We start from the raw sequence: 24,996 nt of genomic DNA on the forward strand, positions 1-24,996 counted from the left end.
CTCCTGTTTCACCTGTCGCGCCTGTAGCTCCAGTTTCACCAGTAGCACCCGTGGCTCCGGTTCCCCCAGTAGCACCAGTAGCGCCCGTGGCTCCAGTAGCACCAGTAGCACCAGTAGCTCCAGTAGCTCCAGTAGCTCCAGTAGCGCCAGTAGCGCCCGTAGCTCCAGTTGCACCAGTAGCTCCAGTAGCTCCAGTAGCGCCCGTAGCTCCAGTTGCACCAGTAGCGCCCGTAGCGCCCGTAGCGCCCGTGGCTCCAGTAGCCCCAGTTGCACCAGTAGCTCCAGTTCCACCGGTAGCACCAGTAGCACCAGTAGAGCCCGTCGCTCCAGTTCCACCGGTAGCACCCGTGGCCCCGGTTGCACCTGTTCCGCCCGTGGCTCCAGTTGCCCCCGTAGCTCCGGTCGCGCCTCCGTATTCCAATACAGCCACATCATCAACCAAAATATCGGCTGCACCTGCTTGGGGCAAGTTGTTGATTAATACAAAGGCTATCGCCGACCCCGGAGGTGTCGGAGACGTGGTTTCATAGACGGTTAACCAAGTATTCGCCTCCACGCTAGGAATTCCATCTGATGGAACAACAAGAAAGAGTCCTTGTCCGAGTGAATTATATAAGCTGTCCAGATAAAATACTTGTACATTGACTGGCCCGGCCGGGGCTGCGCCAATTTTAGCTAACGAAACCATAAACTCCAGTCCAACACCGGCATTCACAGGTATATACTGACCAATGTAAGATACAACGTTGCCTCCTTGAAATCTTACGGCATACGTTCCTGTGTGTGAATGTTGGCTGGTAATTGAAGCATTGGAAGTGACCCATCCAGCAGTCGTTCCTGTTTCGAAGCTTCCATTCACGAGTAAATTTTGAATGCTCATCTGTCCATTTCCTCCTATTTCAGAAAATAACTACCCCATATCCTATGCATCTCGTTTCTAGCAGGAAACAACATTTATCCTCAATTTTCTGAAAATGTATCATAGATTCGCAAAAAGGCGCTCATCTAGATGAGTTTTTATCTATCTTTTCTAATTTGCGAATTCTCGGATAATAAGCTATAATTAATACTTTGAGAAAACACTATACAAACAAGGGGCTCTGTAAAAATAAAGAGCTTGCAGGTGATGAGAATGATTGAAGTGAAGACTTCGAAGCTTAGCGATGGGGAATTTAATAGAGGGGTATTTGCAACCCAGGATTTTGCCAAGGGCGATTTAATCCATGAAGCACCCGTCATTCCTTATCCGAATGAAGAGCATGAGCATATTGAAAAGACGCTTCTCGCTGATTATGTTTTTGAGTACGGGGCCAACCACTCGGCCTTGCTGCTCGGTTACGGCATGCTGTTTAACCATTCCTACACGCCTAATGCTCGTTACGATCTGAACTTTGATAATCATACGGTAGACTTCTTTGCCTTCACAGATATTAAAGCAGGCGATGAAATTCTCATTAACTACAATGGAGAAGAAGATTGCAATGACCCCATGTGGTTTGAGGACAAGTCCTAAGTATCCGCCAAGTCGCCTGAATTACCGCAAAAGCCCGATCAACCCGAAGGATCGATTCCTCCAGGACTGATCGGGCTTTACGTGTTCATGGACCTAATAGCCGTGGAATTACTCCGAATTCGTGACTATACGGAATGAGGCGATAAAGCTAAGCACGATGAATAGCAACTGCAGACCCAGCGCCAGCAAGATCCCGGTAAAAAGACTATGGCCTAGACTCTGGCTGATCATAAGCAGCGCTCCGCCGATCCCGATGCTGAGACCAGGTACAAAAGCATCCACAAACTGCAAGCTCGCGGAAACCTCACCCTCTTCTCCTTGCTTCGCATGCTGCAAGGCAACGGCGCCGCTCGTCGGATTCGCCAAGCCGATGCCGAATCCCGTGAATAACTGCGAGATCAAGGCAAACCATACGCCTCCACTCTCCAGCCCTACAGCGGCGATGACGAGCGACACCCCGACCATCATCAAACCGATCCCGCCCGTAATTCGCTTAGTCCGTCCGCGTCCAGCATCACGCTCGTCAAGCTTCGATTGCAGCCAAGCCGCTGCCGACCAGCTCAGCGCGCCTCCCGCGACGATCAGACCGGCCATGTCAGCCCGAAGTCCCTTGACCTCCGTCAAGGCTAAGACGACGTAGCTTTCGGTCGCAACATAGCAAGCCATGTACAGGCCTCTGGAGACGATAGTGGCAGGCAACCCTTTTTTGATCCTCAAGGTGCCGGCTGGCATAAGCTTGAGCAGAGGCCGGATCATCAGAAGTATGCCGACAAGCGCATGTGCTATGCCGCTCCAGCCTGTAATGGAGCCCAGCCCTGCGAGCAGCAGACCTGTACCGATCGTCAGCAGGAGCGCGTACCCTTCCTTCCGGTTGGCGGATGAGGCTGGGCTACTTGGTGTTTGCAGCTTGCGGAAGGTCTGCAGGGTCAATCCGACTGCGAGCCCGATCAAGGGCAGCACCAGCCAGAAGACAAGTCTCCATGACGTATACTCGGCCAGCAGCCCAGCCACATAAGGTCCGATCAAAGCGGGTAAAATATACGCGCTGGAGAAGGCGCCTAAAATTTTGGTACGCAGTGCATCCGGATAGCTTAACGTAATACTGTAATAGACGCAGGTGATCATAGCTCCGGCGCCTAAGCCTTGAAATGCCCTGCCCACGATCAGCATCGGCATATGGAATGCAGTGGCTGCAATCAATAGCCCTGCTACGAAAACGACAATCGATATCGTATAGGAACGAAATACGCCGATCCTGCCAATCTGATTGCCCATCACCATCGTTCCCAAAATTTGCAGAAGCAGAAATGTACTGAAGATCCAGCCATACAAATGAAGGCCATTCAACTGCTGTGCCAGACGAGGAGCGATCGTTGTAATCGCTAAGCCCTCGAAGGCTACGGTCGTGACCGCCAAAATAATACCGATCGTCAGCGCCCTGTAACGAGCGTCAAAGATACCGGTTTTGCTTTCCGCATGTTCCATCCTAGTCCTCTCCATTTGCTTGCCAAGTCACTAGTTGCCATGGCAAGTATAAGGTAATAATAAAAATCATTCAGCCGCTATGCCTCAAACAAGTCTTAATCATAGTTGCCATAGCAACTATATGGATAAAAGCAGCGTAACGTGAAGAGGCAGCCTCTACAAATCCTTCACGTTACGATACATGACGCCCAGTATTCTCCGGAACGTCTCCACCTCTTCCTCCGTCAGCCCTTTGATCGTATTCCGATAGGCTTCAATCGAGGGAGCGAGAATTTCGTCCTTGATATCCCGGCCTTTGTCCGTCAGATAGACCCTCAGTGACCGGCGGTCCGTCTCGTGCGTCACGCGATGAATAAATCCCTTTTTCTCCAGCTTAAACAGCATGCGGGCAACATTCGTCTGATCCTTGGTTAGTCGCTCGGCCAGCTCTTTTTGCGTGATGCCCTCCACTTCCCACAGGATGACCAAAATTTCCCACTGGTCGACCGTGATGTCGAAGGGATTCACGACCTTCTGGTAATAGCTGCTGAGCTTCAGATCGGCCCGGCTGACGATTACACCGATATACTTTTCTAATTCCATCGGCAGGCCCCCAGTTACTAGCTATGATGATAGTTGCTATGACGATTATTATAGGTCCGCTAATGAAGCGTGTCAATACTTGAACCGTATCGGCTTGTCCGCCGCTCCTAACAACTCCCTGGAAAACAGCAGACAGCGGCTGCTCCTCATATGCGAGAAATAGCCGCTGTCTGCGTTCACTAGCTGTTCGAGATCGTGCCGTTATTCCTGCTGGATGGGGTCTGACGTCAGACCCTTCTCCTTGAGCTCCGTCTCTGTTTTCACCTTTTTCATATCTTTCCCGAGCCGCCGGACCTCCTCTAGATTCGGAGCCATCGAGCCATTCACAATCTCCTCGATAGGCTTGTCCGTTCCCTTCTGCTCAGCAAATCTTTCATGTTCCTTAACTGTCTTCAGATCTTCGTTTTTATAGTCGCTGTTCGCCATCGCCCGTCGCCTCCTGTCTTAGGTAACCGATACCCTCTATTACCTCAGGAACGCTGTCCTTAAACAAGCCAGGCAGCATCCAAGCAGCCGCAGAACAGCCAACGGCCATATCCTAACTAGGATACGACCAGCTGCTTCTTCTTGGTCACATGCAGATCGCCCTGGTACAAATGAATATAGATCGTGTAGGTGCCAGGCTTATCGAATGTTTTAGCAGCCGCGTAAGAGCCGCTGCCGGTTGAGCTTGCCGTGACCAGATCGGGCAGCTCGTTTTTGTTTTCACTGCGAATATCGAACTGTACGTTCGCATCGTTCTCCTTCACAAGTCCCGTAATATGCGCCGTCAACGTAACCGGCTTGGCCGCCACCGCAGCAGTCGGCTCCGTGGACAGCTCCACCTTGACGATCGCCGGGTCCTGTCCCTGACTGCCCGACGAACAAGCTGCTGCCACGATCACGAGACAGCTTAACAGGAGAATGCTCCATAGAAGCCGTTTCATCTGTCATGCCCCTTTCCCCTTGCAAATCTCTCTCCACTTATTGTACCCGGTTTAGAGGCTTTGCGGATGGCTAGAACGGGCTAGTTTCATGTCCGTCATGTGAAAGCTTTATGAAAGTTTATAGAACATATGGCAGTAGTCATGTCCGGCGAACCGTATGTCCTTCTCCGCTACGAAGCCCATTCGCTCATACAGCTTCCGCGCCTGCTGATTGAATAGCTCGACATTGAGTGACAGCTTGCTCCAGCCGGGCTCAGCGCTTCGGCTCATCGTGGCTTCCAGCAGCGCGGTGCCGACGCCTTGCCCCCGATACTCGGGGAAGACGCACAGGGCATCCAGGTACAGCTCGTCTTCTTCCGCTTCCTTCTCGAAGACGATTCGCTCCTCCGGGTAAATGCGGGTAATCAGCTCAGACAAATTCCGATCGATCCGGTCCGCATCCCGTCCGGGATAGACCACCGCAATTCCCGCTACTCGCCCCTCAATCTCTTGAACCGTGATATAGCTTTGGCTGAAACGGGTGTCTTCGCTCAGAAAGGCTTGCTCGATGACGTCGAGCAGTTGCTCTTCCGTCAGCTTTTCTACCAGCGGGAGCTCCATATCCCGAAGAATAATAGCCACAAGCTGCGATACCTCCCGGCTGTCTTCCGGCTTTGCAGGTCTGATCATGATGTTCCTCCTTGATGAATTAATCTCATGAACAATTAGTATCATTAATTATTTAGGTGGTGAATTGTAACCTTTTTCCCCATATGGCTGAAGCTTCTCCAGCCACTTCTCCTCGAGCTTCTTCAACTCATCCTTCATGCTGAAGAATGTACTGTCCTTGATGTCTACCAGCTCCAGCACCTCGATCTTAAACGCCGCTTCCCCATACTGTTTCCAGTCGGCTTGCAGTTTCTTGTTCGTATGGCCTCCGGAGTTCAGCTCGAATTTCCGTCCATTCAGATTACGAAGATTCGGGCTGGCGTCCACAAACCGCTTATCGTTCACGGTGTTCAAAATTTGATAGACCCCGGCCTCTATCTTCACTTCTTTATACTGCTCTTGCAGCTCTTTTCTCCGATTTCGGTCATTCAATGTCGGTTCCTCCTTTTTTACATAACCTGTTTCCGTTTCGGCCACCCAGTATTCGCTTCCATCCGGCTTGCGATTCAGGAAGCCGTATTCGATCAGATAACGCCGCAGCGTAGCAAAATCCTCGTACACCGCCTTAAGAAGCTCATTGACTTCCTTCTCCGAATAAGTCTGCTCCCGCACAAATCGCGATGCAATCTGCCGCAGCACGATCAGCTTTTGCTTCTGTTTGGCCGGAAAGCTCTTCAAGCCGCCTTCCTTCCCATCGGGAAAATACTTCTGCAGGAGACTCTCCTGTTCATCCAGTGTGACATTGTACCGGTCATCGATCATCGTAGCCGTCTGATGCACGTCGACAAACCGCGGAGCATGCTTATCCTTCGCCTTGAGCAGCTCCATCAGAGCCAGAAATATCTTGGACTGGCGCTCCTTCTCCTTCAGCACGAAGCGGTGATTGCGGATGGTCGAGGCACTGCCGATTCCAAGCTCCTTCTGAATCTGTGCATCGCTAAGCTCCTGATAGAACAGGCGCAGCAGGCTGTTCTGATGATCGGTCAGCCCAGTCAGCCGTTTATCCAGCCCAAGCAGGTAGTCGAATACGGATTGATGGACCATCCGGATATGCAGGCGTATGTAACGCTGCGCTTCGTAGAGCATTCCGTCCACGGGATAAATAATCCCCTTCTCGCAGGCGCTCCCGCACAGCAGACAGACATAATGCTCCTCCTGCACAACATACCCTTTCTTCAGTTCATCGAGGGAAGCATTCCAGAACAGCTCAGACAATTCCATGAAATAAACACATCCCCGATTTGTTTGCTATTTTGTAGATATTATAGGATGGCGTTTATAGCATAGTCAAGAAGAAGTCCAGCCCTTGCCGGGCGCCACGATCTGCAGGGCCGACATACGCCGCACTCCTTACAGGTTGATCCCAGAGCGGAATATGTATACTATGGAAGTAGGAAAAAGGAGTGACCCTCATGAATGTAATCAAAGCCAAGGACCGGCTGGAGCTGGATAAGCGCATCCCTTCCATGCCTTGGTACGTCGAGAAGTTCATCAACTACAAGCTGCCGGACCTCTCTCCTTCCTCGCTGCTGGAGTACGTCAGAGATTATGAGGCTTTCCTCTCTTGGCTGCTCGCCGAGGGACTCGCCGAAGGCGCAACGCGCATCCAGGATATTCCGATCACTGTGCTTGAGAGGCTGCATATGGACAGCATCGATCACTTCAAGATGTTTCTGGCTACGCATAAAACCCGTGCGAACACACGGACGACGATTTCCCGCAAGCTATCGTCGCTGCGTTCTTTGTTTCATTACTTGAGCCAGATTGCCGAGGATGAGCAATTCTACCCTCTGCTGAAGCGCAATGTGATGGCCAAGGTTGAGATCAAGCGCACGCACAAGCCCAAGGATACCGCCGCCAAGCTAGAGGGCAAGCTGCTCCAGGAGGCAGAGATTCACGAATTCGTTGAGTATGTGAAGGTCGGGTACGGACAGGACGTCTCGAATAACAAACAAGCCACCTATGCCTACGAGATCAATAAAATCCGCGATTCGTGCATCATCAGTCTAATTCTTAACTCCGGACTGCGCGTGTCTGAGGTAGTCAACCTGAATATCGAGGATATCGATATGAAGAAAAAGCTGCTCTATGTCTTCCGCAAAGGTAAAAACGACGAGACCTTCAAAACGCCCGTTTATTTCCGGCAGGACGCGGTCGATGATCTGCAAGCCTATCTGGAGCTGCGCAGCACGACCTACAAGGCGCCCAAGCGGGAGAAGGCACTCTTCCTCGCCGTCGCCAACGGCAAAAAAGAAGGCGAGCGGATGACCAAGCGCGCCATTCAGGAGATGGTCATTAAGTACGCCAAGCGATTCGGCAAACCTTACTTGTCTGTACATAAACTGCGGCATTCCTTCGCCACCGATTATTATTTGCGTAACGATCTGTACAGAACCCAGGAACAGCTCGGCCACGCCTCTCCGGAGACAACTCAAATCTATGCGCATTTGACGGATAGGACGATGTCTGAGGCCATTGATAAGCAAAAGGACGGCACCGAAGGGTGACCGTCCTTTTTTTTGAATGAGAATGTGCAGAAGCCGGCAGCATTTACTGGCCTTTGCTGATCCAGAACGATACGCTCTCGCCCTTGGCGAGCACCGTCCCCGGAGCCGGGCTTTGGCGGAAGACCGTATTCGCGGAATTCGGATTCGATTCCAGGAAAAACTCGTACTTCAAGCCGTAGGCCAGCGCCGTCTTCTCCGCCTCCTGCCTATTCAGGCCGATCAGTTGGGGTGCCGGTACCGTCTCAGCATTCTCATCTACCTGTTGCTGATTGGCCGGAGCCGCAGGCTTGACCGAGGTCTCCTGCGATTTATCCGTAACCTTGCCGCTGGCGGAAGGCTGGCCTTTTCCCTGCTGGCTGTCCGACACATGCGGCCTCAGCTCTTCGGTTACTTCTGCCGCCGGCTTCTTGCCCATGAAGGCGCCCATCTCCAGAAATACAAAGAATACCCCTACCGCACTCACGACCGCAACGCCCGCTAAAGTAAACCCGAGGATGGTTTTACGGACGATCCGGCGGCCTATGGGCCGTAAAGACCGGGTCTCTTCCTCATCCTCCATATCCTCCTCCTCAGCCGGTTCAGCCTTCCTAGACACGGCTTTCGTAGGGGGACCTGCAGCATACACATGCTCAGGCTGCGAACGTTGTGACAATTCTCCTCTCAGCGAAGACAGCGCCTCGGATGCCCCGGAGGACAAGCCACGCCCTGCATCGTCTGCGAGTCTGTCCCCGTCAAGCAGCAGATGAGGCGGCTGGACAGAGGCAGGCTTGCCTGCGAGAAGCGCCAGCTTCTCCACGAAGTCTCTAAGCGGCAGTTCTCCATCCAGTGCCTCACGAAGCAAAGCGATGAACGGCTCGCTCTGTCTCCCGGCCGCCAGCTCTCCGGCCAACGCCGCGCGGAGCCACAGCTCACGGCCTTCTTCATGTGAAGGAAGCACCTCGCTGCCGCAAGCTAACTGGAGAACGAGCAGAGCCAGGCCGCGGCTTCCCTGTGCATGCTCTTCTGCCTTCTCCCAGTAATTAATGACCTTAAGCATGCCCTCGCCGAGCCAGATGTTGTCCGCCAGGACCGAGAATCCGGCGACCCCTTTGTCTTCCGCATCCAGGATGCCCCGCCCAAGCTCAGCTGCAGCTGCAGCGGCCTCCAGAGGCTTCCATTCCTTCTGCTTAAGCTGGAAGGAAAGCGGCTCACCGCCATGTGACTTTAATACGGCATAGATCGACAGATCCTCCACCCCTACATCGAGCAGGTGCAGAAACCGGTTATCATTATAATGAGCGACAGCCTGAAGCAGCCGCATATAGGCTTGCTGTTCAATCCGGCTCGGCTGCTCGGATACAAATACAGCAATATCGCGGCGTAAGGACAGGTCCGTTCCCGCAAACAACATGCCGTGACGGGAAGGCAATATCGGCTTTTGCAGCACATATCGGGCACGGAGCGTCTTTTCCATGTGACCCCCTCCAAACCTTGTACTTACTCTAGGGCATTAACCCCAATCATGTTCGTATAAACGTACGGTGCGAATCTGATAAAAAGCCCGCATCTCATAGCATTCGCAGTAACAAGCTGTTTTGAGTACCGTTCGTAATAAGTTAACATAATCATTATTATGTCTCCTGAGCATCAAACTGCAATTTCATGCTCACCTCGCAGGACATAGATAGTCTCATCTTATCCTAAAGTTGACCGAACTTCAAATCCAGCACTCACAACCGATGTCAATTCTCGGTGTGCAGAGGGGATATATGAAGAAAAAGCCCCTTCCGGAGCTTTTCCACCGCCACCACACATCTGAATCGACAGACGTAGCGAAACTTTTAATTTTACTTCCGAAGCACGGATGTCAGCAGCGAGCCCCCCCGCTCCGGCTTCTGAGCTTCACCCTCCTGATCCGAATCGGCTCCGCCGGCACGTGTCCACTCCTCTTCCAGCGCGGCGCGAAGTCGGAGCTTCTCCGGAGGGAACGGCGTCAGCAGGCTTTGCAAATAATCCGGCTCGCCGTTGCGTCCATGATCCAGCCATGAGCTCCAGTCCTGTTCCTTGAGGATGGCGGGCATCCGCTCGGTATGCTCATAGAGGAGCCGATTCGACACCGTCGTCATCATCGTGCAGGTGCGGAACTCGCCTCCCTGCTTATCCCGCCATATCTCATAGAAGCCGGCAACTGCCAGCGTCTCCCCGTCCGCAGCAGCTGCTTCATAATGCTTCCGCTTCTTCCCGTCCGGTGTGGACACATAGAACCTGTCGCAGGGAATCACGCAGCGGTGCTTAGCGAATAGCTTGCGGTATTCGCGCTTCTCTTGAATCTCAGCGCTGTCCGTCAGAATTGCGTCCTTAGCCCAGAACGGAACCAACCCCCAGCGCTGACCTTCCAGCGCGAGTTTGCCTCCATCGTTCACAATAACGGGAACGGTCCGGTTCGGGGAGTAATCACCCCGGGGGCGCAGCGTTACTCTCGCTTCTTGCAGTGCAAACTTCGCTATCAATCCAGGGACACCTGTCGTTAATGTAAATCTGTCGCACATCATGCTCTCCACCTTTTCGGCTCGTTTGTTCCAGTATCTTCCCGCAGCCGAAAATTATGCAGAGATTGACAAGCTTTCTGCTCACTATGGTAAAATACGGAGAGAAATCAAGGGGGGGAAGAACATGAGTTCTTACGAGATTCGTTCCTATGAGGATACGTATCAGGTTTATGAATTAAAGGAGCTTGCCACGGATTCCTGGTTCCGCATTGTACCTGAGCGTGGCGGTATTGTCTCCAGCTATGGAACGGCGGGCGAAGAACGCCTTTACCTGGAGCGCGATACGCTGCTCGATCCCGTAGCCAACATCCGGGGAGGCATTCCGGTCCTGTTCCCGGTGAGCGGATTTGTCACGAACGGAGAATATGAGTGGAAAGGCCAGCGCTATGCGATCAAAAATCACGGTGTAGCCCGCAATCATGCCTGGACCGTAGAACGGACTGGAGACGATCACGGTGTCTATATCGTCTTGTACCTCCGGGCCAACGAACAGACGCTTGCCGCATTTCCTTTCGACTTTGAGCTGCGCTTCACCTACCGTCTGCTGGACGGAACCTTGACCATCGAGCAAGAATATGTGAACCATTCGGATGAGGCTATGCCGATGTATCCGGGCTTCCATCCCTACTTCCTCGCCGACCGCAAGGAAGCGCATTACCGCACCGATGCCACCGTGCTGTTCGACTTCAACGACCATCTGGTCAAGCTTTATGAAGGCTCGGTCGATCTGGACAAGCTGCCGGAATCCGTCGTCTTTCAGAATGCGAAGGAGCCGTCTATCGAAGTCGATTTCACAGGACGCCAGCAAGTGTCCCTGACCTACAGCGGCAGCTTCCGGTATGTAGTCCTGTGGTCGATCAAGGACAGGCCGTTCATCTGCGTCGAGCCTTGGATGGCGATGCCGGATGAGATCAACCGCAAGCAGGAGCTAACCTTCGTACCACCGGGTCAAGTCATTCAAGCCGAGATGTCGATTCGAAGCATCTCCAGTCCGCAAACCTAAGCCAAACAAAGGGCAATTTGTCGCAGGCGCGTCGTTCAGACCCGTTCCTAAGACAGATTGCCCCTTTTTCCAAGCGTAGATCGACTGCCATTGTCGAAAATGTCTGAAAAATCGAAAAACAAATCATTTCCTGCGCTTGCCCGGGAAATGATCAGCTTGCCGCCGGTTTATTTCCCTGGATAAGCGGCTTTAATCGCGTTTGCGACCAAGCGGTAATACGCACTGGAATGCGGGACGAAATCCGTCTCCGACACCGTCCGCTCATACGGAATCAGTACGCCGTTCTCATCCAGACGGACCCCCTGGATCGTCAAGGCTTCGAAGCGTCCGTCTGCAAGGCTCCGAAACTCCTCCAGCCCCAGCTTGTACAATCCGGTAACTTCGTCCGGCTGCAGCACATATTGCTCCAATGGCCGGTCGCTACGTAGCAGATGGATGTGGCAGAACTCCCGGTCGATACAGTCCTCCGCGATGATATCCTCCTCCTCTACGACGCCGCATGGGATGAGCTCGCTGAACGCTGCAGTTACGCCGAGTTCCTCCTGCAGCTCTCTCACGCCATCCTCGACGCTTTCCCCCGCGAGCAAGTGGCCTGCACATGAAATATCCAGCAAGCCGGGGAATGTATCCTTCTCCGGGTGACGCTGCTGAATCAGCACCTCTACCCTGCCCTCCACGACCGTCCAAAGCCAGCAATGAAAGGTCTGATGCCAGAGCCCTCTGGCGTGAACCTCGGCACGTGCCTCCGTCCCCAGATGGTTCTTATGTTCATCGAAAATATCGAACCGCTCTTGTGTGTTGCCCATGCTGCATTCGCTCCCTCTTCGTGACTTCTGCTAATAACCCCGTTCGATATTGACCCGGTTGGCCAGCAAGTTTTCTCCCTGCTGCAGCGCGTTCCAGGTGTCCAGCAGTGCCTGGGCCGCTTCCTCCGCATCGGTGACTGCAGCGATATGCGGCGTAATCTTGATGTCCGGCCTGCTCCACAGCGGAGAAGTGTCGGGCAGAGGCTCCACGCTCAGCACATCCAAGACGGCCTTGCGGAGCTGTCCCCGGTCCAGAGCACGGAGCAGATCAGGCTCGACCAGGCTGCCGCCTCGGCCTACGTTGATGAAGGCACAGCCCGGCTTCATCAGCGCGATCAGCCGCTCATCGAACAGCGCTTCCGTCTGCTCGGTCAGGGGCAGGGTATTGATCACCCAGTCCGCTTGGTCCAGCACCACGGCGGCCTCCCGCAGGGAAACCGTCTTGTCGAACGCTTCATGTGCCGTCCCGCTCCAGGAGATGCCATACGCCCGAACGCCAAGCGCTCTAAGCGTAAGGGAGATCGTCTGGCCGATCGTCCCCGTCCCGAATACAGCAACAGCTTGTCCAGCGAGCGGAACTGCAGCTTGGGGCCCCCAGCGGCGTGCGCGCTGATCCTCGCTGAATCCCTCATGATGCTGCGCATCCGCGAGCATATGACCCAAGCAATATTCCGCAATCTTCCGTCCAAAATCTCCGGTTGTGCGAGTCAGGATCGTCTGCTCACTCCATGGCTTGCGGTGGATGAAGGCGTCTACCCCGGCTCCGAGCGCATGCACCCACCGGTACTGCTCCGGAAGGAACCCCGGCACTGGCCGGAATCCCGCGTAAGCATCTGCCCACGCCAGATCCTGCTCCGTTACCCGATCCTCCGGCAGGCAGCGCAGCTCAGCGCCGATCACACCGTCCAGACGATGCTTCAGCTCTTCCTGAAGTCGTCCGGTCACTAAGATTCGCTTGATCTCCAAGTATGTCCACCCGTTTCTCATTGTCAGCTTTACCCCCGATAGTGTATCATGAATTTCATGGAAATGCATGATAGAGAAGGAGCCTCCAGATGAACGTACACGAAGCGATTACGACCCATACCTCCAAGCAGCATGCTCACTTGCAGCGCTTCCTGGAGCTGGAAGAAGCCCGGGAACGGGCGATTGACCGCGCCTTGGCTGCTTGCGCCGAGGGTCGCCCCGTTCAGGTTGAGGAGATCAACGCCTGGACAGATCGGATTAACGAGCATGCGCATCACGGCATCTCCCCGACAAGAGTCAGAGTCACGGAACAGATGATCCGGGAGTTTGCTGCCCGCCGCTAACGCACTGGAACAAAGCTTTCGTCTAACCAAACAGCGCCCGCCTACGCGACGAATCTGATCGCGTAGGCGGGCGCTGTTTGGCTTATGGGCGCGCTTACCCGTATATGGACAGCGTAGGCTCCTCATCCGTGAACCGGTAGAGCTGGGCCGACCGCTGGGAGTAGCGGTTCGACATTTTCGGCGAGCCGTCCACCTCCTGTACCGCTTCCACAATTCCCTTGCGGCTCTGGGTGGAGGTCACCTTGCGGATGAAGTTCTTCTCCTCGAAGTCAGGAACAACGGTCTGAATCACCTGATACAGCTCGCTGAGCGTAAACTCCGCCGGCAGAAACTCCTTGGCGATCGTCGTCGTCAGCATGCTTCTGCGGATATGTATCAGCGCGTCCTGGATGATCTGGCGATGATCGAAGGCCAGCTTCATATCTAGCGCCTCCTCGACAGAGAATAGCCGTACATCGGCAGCATCGTCCGCCGCCCGGCGTGCTGCCAGCGCGTCTTCCTTCACTAGCGCGTAGAACGCATGGGAGATCATCCAGCCGCGCGGATCGCGCCCGGGCTCGCTGTACTCATTGAAGTACTCCAGATGGACAGACTCCACACCCGTCTCCTCCTGCAGCTCCCTGAGCGCACAGGCATATATGGACTCTTCCGGACTGGAGAAGCCGCCAGGCAGCGCCCAGTGCCCCTCGAACGGCCATTTTTTCCGCTGAATCAGCAAAATTTCCAGCCTGCGCAGCGGGAGCGACTTCTTCGTGGTTGGCTTCTCCGTGGATGTAATCGTGAAGATGACGATATCCGCAGGAGCGCCATCCGGCGTCCGGTAATGCTTGGGCGAATAGGCCGGATCTTGGTCTGTCATACTACCCCTCCTGAACCAACTTTCATATTGTCATTATGACACATAAAAGAAACTTGTCAAGGAAGGGCGGGACAGGGATTGCCACAAGCTCATGCTTTTTCTCGATTAGCCTGGTTACGGTTGTACCTGGACGACGATGCTTTCGAACAGCATATCGCCGATAAAAGCCAACAGTCTCCAATTGCCAGACTCCGGCAGCGACATCGTGGAAGGAACATGACGATCCGCTCCATTAAGAGCACCCCCCAGCTCGCCGGAACGGAAAACCTCGATCAGCTTATCCGTTCCCTGCTTGACGGCCAGGACGCGGAATTCCCCCTGCAGTTCCCGGTCGCTTCCCCAGAAGTGCCACATATACTTATTGGACTGTCCGGCTTTGAACCCCGGGTCGATAAAACCTGCCCTGCCTGCTATGCCTCGCAGTTGATATGGACCTGCCGCAAACAACGGGCTGGCTGACCATTCACCTTCACTCACAGAAACAACCACATCTCCGTAAGCCTGTCCATCCAGCTTGACAGCAAGACGCCACAGACCGCTTAGCGGAAGTGTGAACGCAGCCGTCCAGCGCTCCAATCCTTTATACCCGGGACTCGGTGCCGTGACTGTCTCTTCCCTGACAGCCGCAACCTCTAGCCCGGACAGCGCATGGAGGGCCTGAATAGAAAGCCGCTTGCCTGCGAACTCGGAGAATGGTGCGGTAAACTGGAACAAATAACCGGCTTGCTGACCTGCAATAAGCCCAGGTTCGGGATAAACCGTAAACTCCTTGTTCCCCTTGGCGTCATAGACCAAACGTTCTCCTGCCGGGGCGGTTAGACCCGCTGGGGACTTCGGTTCCTGCACAAACTGAGGAACGATGGCAGCTAAGGCTCCCAGCGCAAGAACTCCGGCCAAAGCCGCAGTGATCACTTGGCGCCTCCCGCTTCGGCGAAGCCCCGATGGTGCCTGCCTACGTTTTCTGATCTCCGCCTCTACACCGTCCGCTAGCTCCTGAGTGAACTTGCGCACTTCAAATGGTGACTCCTTCAAAGGGTCGCTCCATGCTGGGCGCTTATCGTTCATCTTGTATCGCCTCCATCCGTTTCGGCCTCCAGCATCGCCGTCATTTTGCGTCGGGCCCGGTAAAGCCGGGTTCTGACCGTCGCTTCGGGGATCCGCAGCAACTCCGCGATCTCGCGGGAGGTGAACAGATAGTAAGCGTCAAGCACCACGATCTCCCTGAACTTGCGGGGAAGGCTCATCACCTTCTTCCAGATTCTGTGTGTCTGCATGCGTTCGAAAACCACAGATTCAGCCGATGGCGAGGTCTCTTTGAGGAATACTTCGCCGACAAGCGTTACCTTCCGCAGGAAGAAGCTCCTTAGCAGGTTCATTGATTTATTACGGGTTATCGACAGTAGCCAGCTCTTGACACTGCATTCTCCTCGGAATGTGAACATGCGTTCGTAGACAGTCAGAAAGACTTCCTGGGAAATATCATCAGCTGCATCCGCTTTGCGTGTGATAAAAAAAGCGTAGTGCCACACATCCTCGCCATACGCCTTCATCAAGTCCCGCAAAATCACATCCTTGTCTGATGTGTGGCTCAGATGCTGCAAGTAATGGGGTTCCAAACTGATCACCTCTACGAACTAGACACATCAGAGCATCGTTTTGTTCCCGCTTACTCGAAGTTCTTCCGTTCCTCCACATGCACCAGGCACATCGCGGCTATATCCAGCCATTGTTCCAGATCCTCGATGTGACTTTCGTCGATCTTATGCGCGAAGCGGATACGGATGCGATACGCTTCCGGCACTGACGAGGTCCCGCCTCCTTCCGGCTCTGCCTCTGGCTGCAAAGTGACCGTGAGCTCATGAGCGATCTCGGCTTCTTCGCCCCATAGGCGGACGAGATAGTCCTGCACAGCGGCCGCATAGTCGCTATAGGGAGCAGGGAGTATCAGTACGAGCTGCAGCTCGGCACCGGGGCGCTGGTCCGCCGGACGGGCGATGCGCCGCTCCATCACGAAATCCGTGATTCCGCTGGAGAGGGTGATGACAGCCTGACAGCGCCCGCTGACGGGCTGCAGGGTCATCCGGAACGTTCGCGACATCGAAGCCAGGTCGACGAGGTCCTCCCGGCCCGTAATGCGGATGCTTCCCTCTGCATCCAGATCGTAAAGTCTTCCTTCCATCACGACCTTCAGGTTATCGAAAATAGTAGGATCAAACATCATCTCATTCTCCTTACCGCTAGGAATGGGTATAAATCAGGGGTTGTTCATGGGACACTAACTTGGAAAGAACATACATCTAAGGAGATCAGTCCATGAAACGATTGCATGCCGCTGCCAAAGCTAGCCTATTGACGGGCGCTGCCCTTGCCTTGCTGGTTGGGACGGTTCCGGCCTCGGCCCGTCCGGGTGAAGACCAGGCGACGGGAAGCCTCGACGCCGCCCACGACTTCCAGCCTAGTTCAACGTCAACGCTGTCTCCCCCGCCGGCATCCGGCCTGTCTGAGCAGCTCAAGACACTGAAGCTGCCTCATACCCAGATGCCCTCTGCTGACGCTATGGCACGACATGCCGATATTGTAATCTTCGGACATTTGCATAATCAGACTGCTGCGTATCCGACATCCACCTCTATTGGGAGCCACAAGCTGTATCATTATGTACAAACGATAGCCGTCCGTACGATGCTGAGCGGAGGCGGGACCCGGCCTCCCTCCACGGTCAAGCTGGTCACGGACGGAGTGGAGCCGCTGCCTCCCGCCTCGGACCCGCTGAACCAGACCTACACGGGGCCGCTGGCGGAGGGCGACTACGTCTTTTTCCTCCGCCGCGTGCCGGGCACGGAACTCTACGCGCTCCCCGGGGGCTGGCAGGCGCTGTACCCGGTGCAGGACGGCCGCCTGATCGCCTTGCAGCAGCAGGGCGGATTCTCCGCCTATCACGCATTGACTGTGCGCGAGCTGCAGCTCAAGCTGCAGACTGCCAGCGCGGCGCCTCCGAGCGAACGCTAGCGTTACCTGGACACCGCCAAGGCCGGGCAGGCTCCACGACGGGGTCTCCTGCAGCCAGCCCCGACGGCATGCCCCTCAGATCTAAGTCCCGTCAAGCGGGAGATCGCGCAGATCGAGCACATCCCCCTGCTTCCAGCTTCTCGAGCCGATGAAGCGGATAAGCTTGCCGGCCGCTTCATCGGGCGACAGCAGTTGCCCGCTGGCTTGGAGCTTGACGAACCTCGCTTTGGCCGGGAAGGCCTCGTCAGCCGTCGCGCGAATCTGCTCCTGCATGCGGGTATCGATTACCCCGGGCGCGATTGAGAGAAAGCGCACAGCGCCCGGAGCGTCCCCTTGCTCCACGGCGATGCAGCGAGCCAGCATATCCAGCCCCGCCTTGGTCGCGCAATAGGCGCTCCAGCCCGCATAGGGCTTGCGCGCTGCGCCGGAAGACACCGCTACGATGGTCCTTTCCACAGTATGGCGATAAGGCTCGGTCAGTCGGATGAAGGCAGAGGTCAGCACCAGCGGCGCGGTCAGGTTCACCGATGTGTGAAGGGCCAGGTCGGAAGCTGACGCCACCTCCAGTGGACCCATAGGCTCCAGAACCCCTGCGTTGTGAACCAGGGTCAGCCGGTCAGCCTGCTCCAGCGGGATTCGTTCTAGTGCCTCCTCCAGCTTTTCCGTCAAGCGTCCGGTTTCTGCCAGATCGCAAGCGATCCATTCGAACCGGGCACCGTTCTGCTCGGCCAATCTCCCTAGGGTACCATCGTACGTACGCGCCAGCCCGACGACAAGCGCCCCTTCACGCAGCCACCCGGCTGCCAGGGCGGCACCGAGTCCTCTTGTCGTTCCTGTGATAATATAGACGTTCATTCAGGCTGTTCTCCCTTCTTTGTCCCCGGCATCATGCAAAAAAAATAATCCCCGGTACCCGGGGATCTTGAACCAAATACTCAAGGAGTCATCCAGTCGTCAGCGGTGATCCCTTGCTCGACGGCGAATTCAAAATCATACACGTCGTATACTTGAACAGGAATCTCCGCTTGAATAATCTTATCCATAAATTCGACCTGATCCGTAATGACCGGAGCTTGTTCCCGCAGTGACGTCAGAATCACCTCGGTTTCGATCGGGTCGACAGCCTCCCCGTACTGGGCGCTCTCCATCGCATTGACGACCGTGAAGGTTACGTGCTCGTTAATCGGAAGCGGCGGACTGAGCCGCCATGGAGCCTGCAGCGCACGCTCCAGCTTCTTCTTATTGAACGAATCGTCGAAAAACGCGATCAGTTCGGCAATCTTCCCCTTCACATGAGCGTCGTCCCCCGCCTCCGGCATCACCGGCTCAGGGCTGTCCTTCATCTCATATAGCTCCATAATGGTATTGTATGGGATCAAATACTCCACGGGCTGACTGGGCGCCATCAGTTCTCCGTATATGGCAACCAATACCGCTTCAATGACGAATCGCCGGGACATGCTTGATTCCTCCTTCAAGTAATGCGTCCGTCCTTCTTGTCCGGCCTCATTCTTTCATATCATAAATAAACGGAAATGTCCATCCGCAACATGCCGGAGACGGACGAATCACCTCCCTATATCCGCCTATGCTTTTCACCGTATTATGGTATCATGTAGAACTTGCATACTTATTAACCTCATAAAGAATAGGATTCTGTTCGTTGATGAAGTCCTCCTCCCGGCCCGCTGTACCGATCTTTTGGCTGCTGGTGATCGGCATCATAGCTATTTCATTCTCAGCTATATTTGTACGTTGGTCAAATTCTCCGGTTTCCGTCTCGGCGATGTACCGGTTAGCCCTTACCGCCCTGATGATGCTGCCCTTCCTATACAGGTTCAGACAACATTTTCGGGTGATGACTGTCAAGCATTGGCTGCTGACCTCTGTATCCGGCGTTACGCTTGGGCTGCACTTTCTGCTCTGGATGGGTTCGCTCCGCTTCACCTCCGTCGCCAGCTCGACAGCGATCCTGTCCCTGGAGCCGGTGCTCATCCTGCTCGGAGCATGGCTGTTATACCGCCAGCGCACCTCGCGTGCAGCCTTGCTGGGCATGGGAATCGCAATGGTCGGCGCGCTGATGATCGGCTGGGGAGACTGGGGACTGACAGGCACAGCCCTAACGGGCGATCTGTTGTCATTGCTCGGCACGATCGCTGTAGCCGTCCATATGCTCCTGGGCAAAAAACTGCTGGCTGACGTTCCGCCCTTCGTCTACAGCTTTCTCGTCTTTATCTTCGCAGCGGCCAGTCTGGCTGTTTACAATGCAGCTGTTCATATCCCCTTCGGCCCCTATCCGGCCCGCGAGTGGGGACTATTCCTATTGTTAGCCGTCATCCCGACCGTATTCGGCCATTATCTGTTCACCTGGCTGCTGCGCTTCATGCGCCCGGAGACCGTATCCATGAGCGTGCTCGGAGAGCCGGTCGGCGCATCGCTGCTTGCCTTCGCGCTGCTTGGAGAATCTATCGGTTCGCGACAGGCAATTGCGGGAATACTGCTGCTAATCGGCGTATGGCTATTTATCCGCCACCACGAGAAAAAGCCGCCGGCAGAGCGGCAGCTTCTTCCTGTATCCGGTATGGAGGGGTGAAAACGAGGCTTTCCTTCGCAGGTCTACCTACATGACCCGGCGGGCTGTGGCGTAATTTTTAGTCCACCAATCTTTATTCATGTCCGTAATCGTCACGCCGGGAGCTCCGTAAGTGTGAATAACCTTGCCATTACCCATGTAGATCCCTACATGATGGATCGGCGAGTAGAAGAACACCAGATCGCCCGGCTTCAGATCCTTCTTGGCTACGTAAGTGCCTACTTTGGACATCTCCTTGGCCGTTCGCGGCAGGGACTTTCCGTAACGCTGGAACACCGTCGCTACGAAGGAAGAGCAATCGAAGTTCCGCGTCTGTCCCAGGGCTGCGCCAAACTTATAAGGTCTGTTCAAATATTGTTTGGCCGTGCTGATGACATCCTGAGCTTTGGAGCTCGTCATCGCTTGGGCCTGGCTGGTTGGCAGTGCAAGTGTCCCGGTCATAAGCAGCGCCGCGCTCAAGCTGATGGACACGAAAAGTTTCGTGAAACGTTGTGGTAACCGTTGCGTCATAAGTTTTCGTCCTCCTTGGGTTTGGTTCGGCTCATGGCCTGAAGCCACTATACCATAGCCTAACCCATGGATGATGCTGGGAATGACGCCGTTATCATAGGTCTGGCGGTGATTTGGAGGCGATTATTAGAAAACCATTAAAAATCCGCCTGCGGCAGCATAATCTCGACCCGAGTCCCTTCTCCCGGGGTGCTCTCGATGCGGATTTGCCCGCCATGACGCTCAATAATCTGCTTGGCGATAGACAACCCCAGACCGCTGCCTCCGCTATAACGCTGCCTGGTCTTGTCGACCCGGTAGAAACGCTCGAACAGATGCGGCAGCTCCTCCTCGTCAATCCCCACACCCTGATCCTCAACTACAATTAGCACTTCATTTCCTTGCTCCTCGCAACGAACGGTCACGGTCGTCTTGCTGTACTTGAGCGCATTATCCAGCACGATAATGAATAATTGCTTCAACTGCTCCAGATTGCCCAGACAGGCGGGGTCGGACCCTTCGGGAGCATCCAAGAGGATCTCCCGTTCGAAAGCCAGCGCAAGACGGTCTATGGTTTCCTGCAGCAACGGAAGCAGTGAAATGTACCTGGCCTGGAAATCCTCCTCCCCCCGTTCCAGCTCGGCGAGCCGGAGCAGGGAATGGATCAAGCCCTTGAGCCGCACGGATTCGGAATGAATCGCCTCCAGCGCCTCTTCCCGGACCTCAGGTCGCTCACTTCCCCAACGGCGCAGCAGCGAGGCATAGCTTTCGATCACCGTTAACGGGGTCCGTAGCTCATGGGAGGCGTCGGCTACAAACTGCTTTTGCCGCGCGTCCTGCTCTCTAAGGGTTTCAATCATATCGTTGAACGTCTGTCCGAGCTGTCCAAGCTCGTCCTTCTGGGAAGTATGCCGCGGACTGAGGGTAACGAAGTAGCGTTTCCTGCGGATTTCATTCATCGTATCGAGCAACTCTCCGATCGGACGAATCAGCACCCGGGTATAGAAATAACCGCTGACCAGCGCCACACCAAGCACAGCTCCTGTCGTCATGTATAGGCCCGTGCCGATCAGAGCCAGCCATTCGCTGACTACATTGAGCGACTTGCCCAGCTCCAGCATCCCTAGCTGGAAGCCTTGCTCACGGATAGGCACCTGAACAAATAACATACGGATGCCGAACTCATTGACCATCAAGCTGTTGTTGTAAGAGCGGTAGTAGGTCGGATAAGCCGACAGGCGATCGTTGGTGGATACGCTGGCCCGCACGACGCCCTCCGTATCGATGATCCTGACGAGAATATCAGGTTCATTGAACTCTTCCAGCAGCTCGGGCTTTCCCCAATTCGCGGGATTTAACGTCTCCGGATTGCGCAGAACGACTTGCGCTTTGTTCCAGAGCAGCCGGGTTTCCGCCATCGTCGTCTTCTGGAGGATGTAAAAGTAGATCGTCACATTAAACACGATAACCAGCAGCAGTACCCAGACGGACGACAGCAGAATCAGACGTGTTCTGAGGCTCATACCGGAGGAGGCGACAGCGAGTACCCTACGCCGCGGGCGGTTTTGATCAGCTTGGGACTGAAGCCCTTATCCACCTTCAACCGCAAGTAACGAACGTATACATCCACGATATTCGTATCCCCGGCATGAGCATACCCCCATACGTCGGAAATCAGCTGCTCACGGCTCAGCACCTCTCCGGGATGCTTCATCATGTAGTGAAGCAGCTCGAACTCAGTAGGCGTCAGCTCGATAACTGTTTGGCCACGCATCACTTTACGACTCTTTGCGTCCAGCGTCAGATCCGCTGCATGCAGCACAGCGGCAGGCTCCTCCTTAGCACTCGTCAATCGGATGAGATTGCGGATGCGGACCAGCAGCTCCTCGATCGCGAAGGGCTTGGTTACATAATCATTCGCCCCCAGCTCGAATCCAAGGACGATATCCTTGGTCGAGTCTCTGGCGGTCAGCAGCAGAACGGGCGATTCGCCCCCTCCACTCCGGTATCCTTGCAGCACATCCAGACCGCTGGAGCCAGGAAGCATCACATCGAGCACGATGAGACTCCAGCTACGGGCCAGTGCCAGAGGCAGCGCATAAGCGCCATCCGCTGCCATAGCGGTTTCATATCCTTCATGCTGCAGCTCCAGTTCGAGGACGCGGGCTATATTCGGTTCGTCTTCAACGATAAGAATAGAACGGTTCATTGGCAGCTCTTTCATCTACGGATTGTATGCTATAGCGTCCCCGGCAACCGGATTCCCTATTCCATGTCATTCATTGACAGCCGTTTCCTTCTGTTGTACTGTATTAATATATTAATACAGCATTACGCGATTCATGGCGGAGGATGATATGGAATTTAACAAGTCAGAGCCGATTTATGCTCAGATTATTGACGACATCAGAACCAAGCTGATTACCGGCATCTACAAGCTGGGCCAAGAAATCCCGTCCCGCCGAGAACTGGCCAAACAGCTCGGAGTCAATCCCAACACGATTCAGAGAGCTTACAGGGAAATGGAAGATATGAACTTGATCGTCACGGCAAGGGGCCAGGGCAGCTTTATCACAAGCAACAGCCTCATCCTCGAGTCGCTTCGGGAAGAAGCGGCCAATGCGGCTGTCAGCCGAAGCATTGAAACTTTGCGCTCTCTGGGAAAATCGGATGAGAACATCCTGGAGATCATCACGGCCTATCTGGAAAGGGGGAAATCCTAATGATTACTGTGAAGGATGCAGTCAAAAGCTTCGGGAAGAAAAAAGCTCTGGACGGCGTATCGTTTACCGCGGCAGATGGACAAATCATAGGCTTGCTGGGAACGAACGGCGCAGGCAAGTCGACGATGCTCCAATCGATCGCAGGGCTGCTCCAGTTGGATGCAGGTACCATTACGTTGGACGGCAAGACCCATTCCCTATCGACTCGGGCCATGACGGCTTTCCTGCCGGATGTGGATGTCTGGTACTCCTGGATGAAGCTATCCGATGCCATGAGTTATATGAGAGACATCTACTGGGACTGGGATGATGCCAAAGCACGTCATTTGCTGGAATATTTCGAATTAACGAAAGGCACCTTCATCCGCGATGCGTCCAAGGGTACCCGGGCCAAGATGAAGCTGCTGCTGGCGTTGAGCCGCCAAGCGAGATACTTGCTGCTGGATGAGCCCTTCTCCGGTATAGACCCATTTGCCAGACAACAGATCGCGCAGGCCATCGTAAGTGACTTTCTGGAGGAACAGCAAACCATTCTCATCACGACACATGAGGTGTCAGAGGTTGAGGTCATACTGGATGAGGTGCTATTCATTCACGAGGGAAAGCTGCTGCTTACAGGGAATGTCGAATCCCTGAAGCAAGAAAAAAACAAATCCTTGATGGATATCTTGAAAGAGGTGTATGACATTGCACGCCTTTAGACGTCTTCTTGTAACCGAGCTGCGCAACCGGAGAAATACGATCGTAGTTGCTGCAGGGGCTATCCTGTTTCTTCATGCTGCCATCCTGATCCTAACTTATCACTCAAATCCGCAAGCGGATGGCTTTGCATCCATTATGGTATTAAATATTGCCCTTTTTGCCCTCGTGCTTCAGGTTCCGTTTCTTCACAGCTTCTCGGCGTGGAGAGAGGAATGGAGGCAGCGTGCGATCTATCAGCTGCTGATGCTGCCCGTGCCTCGAGTCTATTTGCTTCTGTCCAAAGGAATTTCGCTTCTACTGGAAACCCTGCTGCTGTCCTTGGTCATGCTTGCTGGACTATGGGTTCAGTATGAGTTAAGCGGCGGGCTTCTGCTTCGAGCCGAGCCCTTAACGACATTCGCCTGGTCCAAGGTCCTCCTGATCTATAATCTTCTGATCTGCGCTGCTTCCGTCATCTTTTTAAGTACAATGAGCATGCTTCTTGGCAAGCGGGCAGGCAAATTTTCTCTTCTTGTTACTTTCCTCAGCTTTGCTGCCGGCTTATTTCTGGCTATCGTCGCATTCGCTAACTTGCCGACAGAGATCGGCTTGACCGCCATCCTCATCGTTCTGTTCTTGTTTAACTGGTTTCTTCTAGAGAAGAAGGTGGACATCCGATGAGCAAACCGTCTTTTTTCGGGGAGTTTTTATCGCATGCCAGTCAAGTGGGAAGCATCATTCCCAGCTCGCCGTGGTTAACCCGGTACATGCTGCCCCCGGCTCTGCCCTGGCACAAAATGCGCCGGATTGCTGAGCTCGGACCGGGTACAGGGGTATTTACGAAGCATATTCAGTTGCAAAGAAGCTCGGCTAGCCAGCTATATTTGTTTGAGCAGAATGACAGCTTCCGAACAGATTTGGCTGTCCGGTATCCACAGCTTCCCATCCTGGAAGACGCTCTGCAGCTAGCTGAAGTGGTTCAGGAAACGGGCCGTCCATTCGACCTGATCGTCTCCGGTCTTCCTTTCGCCAACTTTCCTATTGAACTGCGGGAACGCCTGTTTCATTCGATCCATGAAGCCTTGGCCCCGAATGGTATCTTTCTTGCTTTCCAATACACGCTGCTTCTCAGAAAACAATTTGAAGCCTATTTTTCCGTCGTCGATACAGGCTATACTTGGATGAACATTCCTCCTGCCTGGGTATTCAAATGCAAAAAATCGCCGTCGGACCAGCAGCTGCGAACGGCGATAGTGCTCTAATGCAGAGCTCGTATACCGGACAAAGGACCTCCCTGCGGAACGCCTGCAGTACATCCTTTGTCCGGTACGATA

30 protein-coding genes are annotated in these 24,996 nt (G+C 54.4%); 10 read left to right on the forward strand and 20 right to left on the reverse strand.

Annotated elements, in window-relative coordinates:
• A partial coding sequence (locus tag WMW72_RS10820; protein ID WP_341415475.1) for an NTTRR-F1 domain occupies positions 1-880 on the reverse strand: 880 nt, incomplete at its 3' end.
• Between the two features lie 252 nt (positions 881-1,132).
• On the opposite strand from WMW72_RS10820, the gene WMW72_RS10825 reads away from it, so the two are divergent.
• Positions 1,133-1,513, forward strand: a complete 381-nt coding sequence (locus tag WMW72_RS10825; protein ID WP_341415476.1) for an SET domain-containing protein — start codon at positions 1,133-1,135, stop codon at positions 1,511-1,513.
• A gap of 108 nt (positions 1,514-1,621) precedes the next feature.
• Here the strand turns inward: WMW72_RS10825 and WMW72_RS10830 are convergent, their stop codons facing one another.
• From WMW72_RS10830 to WMW72_RS10855, 6 genes are all read right to left on the reverse strand, one after another.
• Positions 1,622-2,998, reverse strand: a complete 1,377-nt coding sequence (locus tag WMW72_RS10830) for an MFS transporter (RefSeq protein WP_341415477.1) — start codon at positions 2,996-2,998, stop codon at positions 1,622-1,624.
• Between the two features lie 156 nt (positions 2,999-3,154).
• Positions 3,155-3,580 carry a MarR family winged helix-turn-helix transcriptional regulator gene (locus WMW72_RS10835; RefSeq protein ID WP_341415478.1) on the reverse strand — a complete coding sequence of 142 codons (426 nt, stop codon included), beginning with the start codon at positions 3,578-3,580 and terminating at the stop codon, positions 3,155-3,157.
• A gap of 201 nt (positions 3,581-3,781) precedes the next feature.
• Entirely contained in the window at positions 3,782-4,006 is a 225-nt protein-coding gene (locus WMW72_RS10840) for a hypothetical protein (RefSeq protein ID WP_341415479.1), read from the reverse strand.
• A 116-nt stretch (positions 4,007-4,122) separates the two neighbouring features.
• On the reverse strand, positions 4,123-4,506 hold the full coding sequence (locus WMW72_RS10845) for a FixH family protein (protein WP_341415480.1): 384 nt from the start codon (positions 4,504-4,506) through the stop codon (positions 4,123-4,125).
• Positions 4,507-4,614: 108 nt separating this feature from the next.
• Complete coding sequence (locus WMW72_RS10850; RefSeq protein ID WP_341415481.1) at positions 4,615-5,175, reverse strand: GNAT family N-acetyltransferase; 561 nt, start codon at positions 5,173-5,175, stop codon at positions 4,615-4,617.
• Between the two features lie 48 nt (positions 5,176-5,223).
• A complete protein-coding gene (locus tag WMW72_RS10855) occupies positions 5,224-6,375 on the reverse strand; it encodes a DUF2087 domain-containing protein (protein WP_341415482.1) in 1,152 nt (383 codons plus the stop codon).
• A gap of 191 nt (positions 6,376-6,566) precedes the next feature.
• On the opposite strand from WMW72_RS10855, the gene xerS reads away from it, so the two are divergent.
• Positions 6,567-7,661: a tyrosine recombinase XerS gene (gene xerS, locus WMW72_RS10860; protein WP_341415483.1), complete on the forward strand. Its 1,095-nt coding sequence runs from the start codon at positions 6,567-6,569 to the stop codon at positions 7,659-7,661.
• 43 nt (positions 7,662-7,704) lie between these two features.
• Here xerS and WMW72_RS10865 read toward each other — a convergent pair whose 3' ends face one another.
• Both WMW72_RS10865 and WMW72_RS10870 read right to left on the reverse strand, forming a co-directional pair.
• Complete coding sequence (locus WMW72_RS10865; RefSeq protein WP_341415484.1) at positions 7,705-9,114, reverse strand: PASTA domain-containing protein; 1,410 nt, start codon at positions 9,112-9,114, stop codon at positions 7,705-7,707.
• 373 nt (positions 9,115-9,487) lie between these two features.
• Complete coding sequence (locus WMW72_RS10870; protein ID WP_341415485.1) at positions 9,488-10,192, reverse strand: SOS response-associated peptidase; 705 nt, start codon at positions 10,190-10,192, stop codon at positions 9,488-9,490.
• A 121-nt stretch (positions 10,193-10,313) separates the two neighbouring features.
• Here WMW72_RS10870 and WMW72_RS10875 point away from each other — a divergent pair, with 121 nt between their 5' ends.
• Complete coding sequence (locus tag WMW72_RS10875; RefSeq protein WP_341415487.1) at positions 10,314-11,192, forward strand: aldose epimerase family protein; 879 nt, start codon at positions 10,314-10,316, stop codon at positions 11,190-11,192.
• Positions 11,193-11,359: 167 nt separating this feature from the next.
• Here the strand turns inward: WMW72_RS10875 and WMW72_RS10880 are convergent, their stop codons facing one another.
• On the reverse strand, positions 11,360-11,998 hold the full coding sequence (locus WMW72_RS10880) for an NUDIX hydrolase (RefSeq protein ID WP_341415488.1): 639 nt from the start codon (positions 11,996-11,998) through the stop codon (positions 11,360-11,362).
• 30 nt (positions 11,999-12,028) lie between these two features.
• A complete protein-coding gene (locus WMW72_RS10885; protein ID WP_341415489.1) occupies positions 12,029-12,964 on the reverse strand; it encodes a D-2-hydroxyacid dehydrogenase in 936 nt (311 codons plus the stop codon).
• 89 nt (positions 12,965-13,053) lie between these two features.
• Here WMW72_RS10885 and WMW72_RS10890 point away from each other — a divergent pair, with 89 nt between their 5' ends.
• Positions 13,054-13,308 carry a DUF2533 family protein gene (locus WMW72_RS10890; protein ID WP_341415490.1) on the forward strand — a complete coding sequence of 85 codons (255 nt, stop codon included), beginning with the start codon at positions 13,054-13,056 and terminating at the stop codon, positions 13,306-13,308.
• A 94-nt stretch (positions 13,309-13,402) separates the two neighbouring features.
• Here the strand turns inward: WMW72_RS10890 and WMW72_RS10895 are convergent, their stop codons facing one another.
• The 4 genes from WMW72_RS10895 to WMW72_RS10910 all read right to left on the reverse strand — a co-directional run bounded on the left by WMW72_RS10895 (position 13,403) and on the right by WMW72_RS10910 (position 16,388).
• On the reverse strand, positions 13,403-14,167 hold the full coding sequence (locus WMW72_RS10895) for an NUDIX domain-containing protein (protein ID WP_341415491.1): 765 nt from the start codon (positions 14,165-14,167) through the stop codon (positions 13,403-13,405).
• Positions 14,168-14,281: 114 nt separating this feature from the next.
• On the reverse strand, positions 14,282-15,232 hold the full coding sequence (locus WMW72_RS10900; protein WP_341415492.1) for a DUF4871 domain-containing protein: 951 nt from the start codon (positions 15,230-15,232) through the stop codon (positions 14,282-14,284).
• Positions 15,229-15,792 carry a sigma-70 family RNA polymerase sigma factor gene (locus tag WMW72_RS10905; protein ID WP_341415493.1) on the reverse strand — a complete coding sequence of 188 codons (564 nt, stop codon included), beginning with the start codon at positions 15,790-15,792 and terminating at the stop codon, positions 15,229-15,231. The genes WMW72_RS10900 and WMW72_RS10905 overlap by 4 nt, the downstream gene beginning before the upstream one ends.
• Positions 15,793-15,833: 41 nt before the next feature.
• Positions 15,834-16,388 carry a hypothetical protein gene (locus tag WMW72_RS10910; RefSeq protein WP_341415494.1) on the reverse strand — a complete coding sequence of 185 codons (555 nt, stop codon included), beginning with the start codon at positions 16,386-16,388 and terminating at the stop codon, positions 15,834-15,836.
• Positions 16,389-16,480: 92 nt separating this feature from the next.
• Here WMW72_RS10910 and WMW72_RS10915 point away from each other — a divergent pair, with 92 nt between their 5' ends.
• Positions 16,481-17,176 carry a hypothetical protein gene (locus WMW72_RS10915; RefSeq protein WP_341415495.1) on the forward strand — a complete coding sequence of 232 codons (696 nt, stop codon included), beginning with the start codon at positions 16,481-16,483 and terminating at the stop codon, positions 17,174-17,176.
• Between the two features lie 81 nt (positions 17,177-17,257).
• Here WMW72_RS10915 and WMW72_RS10920 read toward each other — a convergent pair whose 3' ends face one another.
• Both WMW72_RS10920 and WMW72_RS10925 read right to left on the reverse strand, forming a co-directional pair.
• Positions 17,258-18,031, reverse strand: a complete 774-nt coding sequence (locus tag WMW72_RS10920) for an SDR family NAD(P)-dependent oxidoreductase (RefSeq protein WP_341415496.1) — start codon at positions 18,029-18,031, stop codon at positions 17,258-17,260.
• A gap of 80 nt (positions 18,032-18,111) precedes the next feature.
• Positions 18,112-18,636: an ADP-heptose synthase gene (locus WMW72_RS10925; RefSeq protein WP_341415497.1), complete on the reverse strand. Its 525-nt coding sequence runs from the start codon at positions 18,634-18,636 to the stop codon at positions 18,112-18,114.
• A gap of 206 nt (positions 18,637-18,842) precedes the next feature.
• On the opposite strand from WMW72_RS10925, the gene WMW72_RS10930 reads away from it, so the two are divergent.
• Positions 18,843-19,769, forward strand: a complete 927-nt coding sequence (locus WMW72_RS10930) for a DMT family transporter (protein ID WP_341415771.1) — start codon at positions 18,843-18,845, stop codon at positions 19,767-19,769.
• Positions 19,770-19,796: 27 nt separating this feature from the next.
• On the opposite strand, the gene WMW72_RS10935 is transcribed toward WMW72_RS10930, so the two are convergent.
• The 3 genes from WMW72_RS10935 to WMW72_RS10945 form a co-directional block, all read right to left on the reverse strand.
• On the reverse strand, positions 19,797-20,279 hold the full coding sequence (locus WMW72_RS10935) for a C40 family peptidase (RefSeq protein WP_341415498.1): 483 nt from the start codon (positions 20,277-20,279) through the stop codon (positions 19,797-19,799).
• Positions 20,280-20,416: 137 nt separating this feature from the next.
• Positions 20,417-21,781, reverse strand: coding sequence for a sensor histidine kinase (locus WMW72_RS10940; protein WP_341415499.1), 1,365 nt, complete (start codon positions 21,779-21,781; stop codon positions 20,417-20,419).
• A complete protein-coding gene (locus WMW72_RS10945) occupies positions 21,778-22,467 on the reverse strand; it encodes a response regulator transcription factor (protein WP_341415500.1) in 690 nt (229 codons plus the stop codon). The genes WMW72_RS10940 and WMW72_RS10945 overlap by 4 nt, the downstream gene beginning before the upstream one ends.
• Before the next feature lie 148 nt (positions 22,468-22,615).
• On the opposite strand from WMW72_RS10945, the gene WMW72_RS10950 reads away from it, so the two are divergent.
• From WMW72_RS10950 to WMW72_RS10965, 4 genes are read left to right on the forward strand one after another with little or no spacing between them, the layout of a single operon-like run.
• Positions 22,616-22,981, forward strand: a complete 366-nt coding sequence (locus tag WMW72_RS10950) for a GntR family transcriptional regulator (protein ID WP_341415501.1) — start codon at positions 22,616-22,618, stop codon at positions 22,979-22,981.
• Positions 22,981-23,682, forward strand: a complete 702-nt coding sequence (locus tag WMW72_RS10955; RefSeq protein ID WP_341415502.1) for an ABC transporter ATP-binding protein — start codon at positions 22,981-22,983, stop codon at positions 23,680-23,682. Before WMW72_RS10950 ends, WMW72_RS10955 begins: the two co-directional genes overlap by 1 nt.
• Entirely contained in the window at positions 23,669-24,343 is a 675-nt protein-coding gene (locus WMW72_RS10960; RefSeq protein ID WP_341415503.1) for an ABC transporter permease, read from the forward strand. The genes WMW72_RS10955 and WMW72_RS10960 overlap by 14 nt, the downstream gene beginning before the upstream one ends.
• Positions 24,340-24,924, forward strand: a complete 585-nt coding sequence (locus WMW72_RS10965; protein ID WP_341415504.1) for a class I SAM-dependent methyltransferase — start codon at positions 24,340-24,342, stop codon at positions 24,922-24,924. Before WMW72_RS10960 ends, WMW72_RS10965 begins: the two co-directional genes overlap by 4 nt.
• The last annotated feature ends 72 nt before the right edge of the window (positions 24,925-24,996 follow it).

The sequence above is a fragment of the Paenibacillus filicis genome (genome assembly GCF_038070315.1).
In the GTDB taxonomy this organism is placed as follows: Bacteria; Bacillota; Bacilli; order Paenibacillales; family NBRC-103111; genus Paenibacillus_G; species Paenibacillus_G filicis.

Coding starts and splice junctions, on each gene's coding strand:
- WMW72_RS10825 (WP_341415476.1), top strand. CDS start 1,133: ATGATTGAAGTGAAGACTTCGAAGCTTAGCGATGGGGAATTTAATAGA.
- WMW72_RS10830 (WP_341415477.1), bottom strand. CDS start 2,998: ATGGAACATGCGGAAAGCAAAACCGGTATCTTTGACGCTCGTTACAGG.
- WMW72_RS10835 (WP_341415478.1), bottom strand. CDS start 3,580: ATGGAATTAGAAAAGTATATCGGTGTAATCGTCAGCCGGGCCGATCTG.
- WMW72_RS10840 (WP_341415479.1), bottom strand. CDS start 4,006: ATGGCGAACAGCGACTATAAAAACGAAGATCTGAAGACAGTTAAGGAA.
- WMW72_RS10845 (WP_341415480.1), bottom strand. CDS start 4,506: ATGAAACGGCTTCTATGGAGCATTCTCCTGTTAAGCTGTCTCGTGATC.
- WMW72_RS10850 (WP_341415481.1), bottom strand. CDS start 5,175: ATGATCAGACCTGCAAAGCCGGAAGACAGCCGGGAGGTATCGCAGCTT.
- WMW72_RS10855 (WP_341415482.1), bottom strand. CDS start 6,375: ATGGAATTGTCTGAGCTGTTCTGGAATGCTTCCCTCGATGAACTGAAG.
- xerS (WP_341415483.1), top strand. CDS start 6,567: ATGAATGTAATCAAAGCCAAGGACCGGCTGGAGCTGGATAAGCGCATC.
- WMW72_RS10865 (WP_341415484.1), bottom strand. CDS start 9,114: ATGGAAAAGACGCTCCGTGCCCGATATGTGCTGCAAAAGCCGATATTG.
- WMW72_RS10870 (WP_341415485.1), bottom strand. CDS start 10,192: ATGATGTGCGACAGATTTACATTAACGACAGGTGTCCCTGGATTGATA.
- WMW72_RS10875 (WP_341415487.1), top strand. CDS start 10,314: ATGAGTTCTTACGAGATTCGTTCCTATGAGGATACGTATCAGGTTTAT.
- WMW72_RS10880 (WP_341415488.1), bottom strand. CDS start 11,998: ATGGGCAACACACAAGAGCGGTTCGATATTTTCGATGAACATAAGAAC.
- WMW72_RS10890 (WP_341415490.1), top strand. CDS start 13,054: ATGAACGTACACGAAGCGATTACGACCCATACCTCCAAGCAGCATGCT.
- WMW72_RS10895 (WP_341415491.1), bottom strand. CDS start 14,167: ATGACAGACCAAGATCCGGCCTATTCGCCCAAGCATTACCGGACGCCG.
- WMW72_RS10900 (WP_341415492.1), bottom strand. CDS start 15,232: ATGAACGATAAGCGCCCAGCATGGAGCGACCCTTTGAAGGAGTCACCA.
- WMW72_RS10910 (WP_341415494.1), bottom strand. CDS start 16,388: ATGATGTTTGATCCTACTATTTTCGATAACCTGAAGGTCGTGATGGAA.
- WMW72_RS10915 (WP_341415495.1), top strand. CDS start 16,481: ATGAAACGATTGCATGCCGCTGCCAAAGCTAGCCTATTGACGGGCGCT.
- WMW72_RS10920 (WP_341415496.1), bottom strand. CDS start 18,031: ATGAACGTCTATATTATCACAGGAACGACAAGAGGACTCGGTGCCGCC.
- WMW72_RS10925 (WP_341415497.1), bottom strand. CDS start 18,636: ATGTCCCGGCGATTCGTCATTGAAGCGGTATTGGTTGCCATATACGGA.
- WMW72_RS10930 (WP_341415771.1), top strand. CDS start 18,843: ATGAAGTCCTCCTCCCGGCCCGCTGTACCGATCTTTTGGCTGCTGGTG.
- WMW72_RS10935 (WP_341415498.1), bottom strand. CDS start 20,279: ATGACGCAACGGTTACCACAACGTTTCACGAAACTTTTCGTGTCCATC.
- WMW72_RS10940 (WP_341415499.1), bottom strand. CDS start 21,781: ATGAGCCTCAGAACACGTCTGATTCTGCTGTCGTCCGTCTGGGTACTG.
- WMW72_RS10945 (WP_341415500.1), bottom strand. CDS start 22,467: ATGAACCGTTCTATTCTTATCGTTGAAGACGAACCGAATATAGCCCGC.
- WMW72_RS10950 (WP_341415501.1), top strand. CDS start 22,616: ATGGAATTTAACAAGTCAGAGCCGATTTATGCTCAGATTATTGACGAC.
- WMW72_RS10955 (WP_341415502.1), top strand. CDS start 22,981: ATGATTACTGTGAAGGATGCAGTCAAAAGCTTCGGGAAGAAAAAAGCT.
- WMW72_RS10965 (WP_341415504.1), top strand. CDS start 24,340: ATGAGCAAACCGTCTTTTTTCGGGGAGTTTTTATCGCATGCCAGTCAA.